The organism is Actinoalloteichus spitiensis RMV-1378 (assembly GCF_000239155.1).
In the GTDB taxonomy this organism is placed as follows: Bacteria; Actinomycetota; Actinomycetes; order Mycobacteriales; family Pseudonocardiaceae; genus Actinoalloteichus_B; species Actinoalloteichus_B spitiensis.
Genome location: NZ_AGVX02000812.1, coordinates 1 through 2,029, shown reverse-complemented (window position 1 = coordinate 2,029; position 2,029 = coordinate 1). Strand labels below are relative to the sequence as shown.

Below are 2,029 nucleotides of genomic sequence, written 5' to 3'. Positions count from 1 at the left end.
GGGACGGTGTCGCGGCCCCCAGCCACCCGCGCACCCCCGCGACTCCGCCCGTCAGGCCCCCACCGGGGCCACCGCGTCCGGCCGGTCCACCGTCCCGTGCTCACGCGGCGGCTCCCGTACCCGACGCAGGTCAGCGGCCGGGACCGCCATCCGGAGGCGGGCTGGTGGGGCGGGTCACACCGGCCATGACCGGCCCGCTGCTCCCCCGTGAGGCCGCTGCCGCCGATAGATAGGGTGCCCGGTATGAGCTCGCACTTTGACGTCGTGGTCCTGGGCGCCGGCCCGGGTGGCTATGTGGCCGCGATCCGGTCGGCCCAGCTCGGTCTGCGCACCGCGATCATCGAGGAGAAGTACTGGGGTGGTGTGTGCCTCAACGTCGGGTGCATCCCGTCCAAGGCGCTCCTGCGCAACGCGGAGCTGGCGCACCTGTTCCAGCACGAGGCCTCCACCTACGGAATCCGTGCCGAGGGCCAGGTCACCTTCGACTACTCGGCGGCGTTCCAGCGCAGCCGCAGCGTCGCGGAAGGGCGCGTCAAGGGCGTGCACTTCCTGATGAAGAAGAACAAGATCACCGAGTTCCAGGGGCGGGGCTCCTTCACCGACGCCAACACCATCGAGGTCACCACCGCCGGCGGTACCGAGACGGTCACCTTCGACCACTGCATCATCGCCGCCGGTGCCACCACCAAGCTGCTGCCGGGCACGTCGCTGAGCGAGCGGGTGGTGACCTACGAGGAGCAGATCCTCACCGAGGAGCTGCCGGAGAGCATCATCATTGCCGGGGCTGGCGCGATCGGCGTCGAGTTCGCGTACGTGATGCACAACTACGGCGTGCACGTCACGATCGTGGAGTTCCTGGACCGCGTGGTGCCGAACGAGGACGCCGAGGTCTCCGCCGAGCTGAACAAGCGGTACAAGAAGCTGGGCATCGACATCCTCACCTCCACACGCGTCGACGCGATCGACGACAGCGGCGCGAAGGTGAAGGTGACCGTCACCAAGGACGGCGCGCAGCAGGTGTTGGAGGCGGACAAGGTCCTCCAGGCCATCGGCTTCCAACCCCGGGTGGAGGGCTACGGCCTGGAGAACACCGGGGTCGCCCTCACCGACAGGGGCGCGATCGACATCGACGGCCGGGGCCGGACCAACGTCCCGCACATCTTCGCGATCGGCGACGTCACCGCGAAGCTGATGCTGGCCCACACCGCCGAATCCATGGGCGTGATCGCCGCAGAGACCATCGGCGGCGCGGAGACCATGGAACTGGACTACCGGATGATCCCCCGCGCCACCTACTGCCAGCCGCAGATCGCCAGTTTCGGCTGGACCGAGGAGCAGGCCAGGGAACAGGGCTTCGACGTCAAGGTCGCGAAGTTCCCGTTCATGGCCAACGGCAAGGCGCACGGACTGGGCGACTCCGGCGGTTTCGTCAAGATCCTGAGCGACGCCACCCACGGCGAGCTGCTCGGCGCGCACCTCATCGGGCCGGACGTGACCGAGCTGCTGCCCGAGCTGACGCTGGCGCAGCAGTGGGACCTGACGGTGCACGAGATCGCCCGGAACGTCCACGCCCACCCGACCCTGGGTGAGGCCGTCAAGGAGGCCGTCCACGGCCTCGCCGGACACATGATCAACTTCTGAGGTAGTCGTCCCCCGCGGCCTTCCCCGGCCGCGGGGGCCTGGCAACCGGTCGGAGAGCGGGCGGCCCGGCTCGTCCACGCCCCGGGACGCCGCCCCGGAGGGCGGGGCGAGGGGACGGTGCGACGCCGACAGCAGGAGCTGGGGCACCGCGGTGGACCGTGGCGAGCCCCGAGGGGTGCGGGCGCGGCACTGGCTGACCCGCGGCTTTTCGTCCTGGGCGAACATCACCCCCGAGCTCCCGGCTCGACCGGGCACACCGGGATGCGCCCCGGTAACCGGGGCGGCGCACGTCGCTCCCGGTTCCCCACCCGGCCCGAGCACCCTCCCTCGCCCCGGGCCCGAGCCACCCCGCCCGCCGCACCCGACCCAGCGGAACGGCCGGCCGCCA

Annotated in this window: 1 protein-coding gene; it reads left to right on the top strand. The window is 71.0% G+C overall.

Going from position 1 to position 2,029, the window contains the following annotated elements; all coding sequences use genetic code 11:
- Nucleotides 1–243: 243 nt before the first annotated feature.
- Nucleotides 244–1,641 (top strand): dihydrolipoyl dehydrogenase, encoded by a 1,398-nt coding sequence (lpdA, locus tag ACTIDRAF_RS0225550; RefSeq protein ID WP_016701487.1) that lies wholly within the window; start codon nt 244–246, stop codon nt 1,639–1,641.
- The last annotated feature ends 388 nt before the right edge of the window (nt 1,642–2,029 follow it).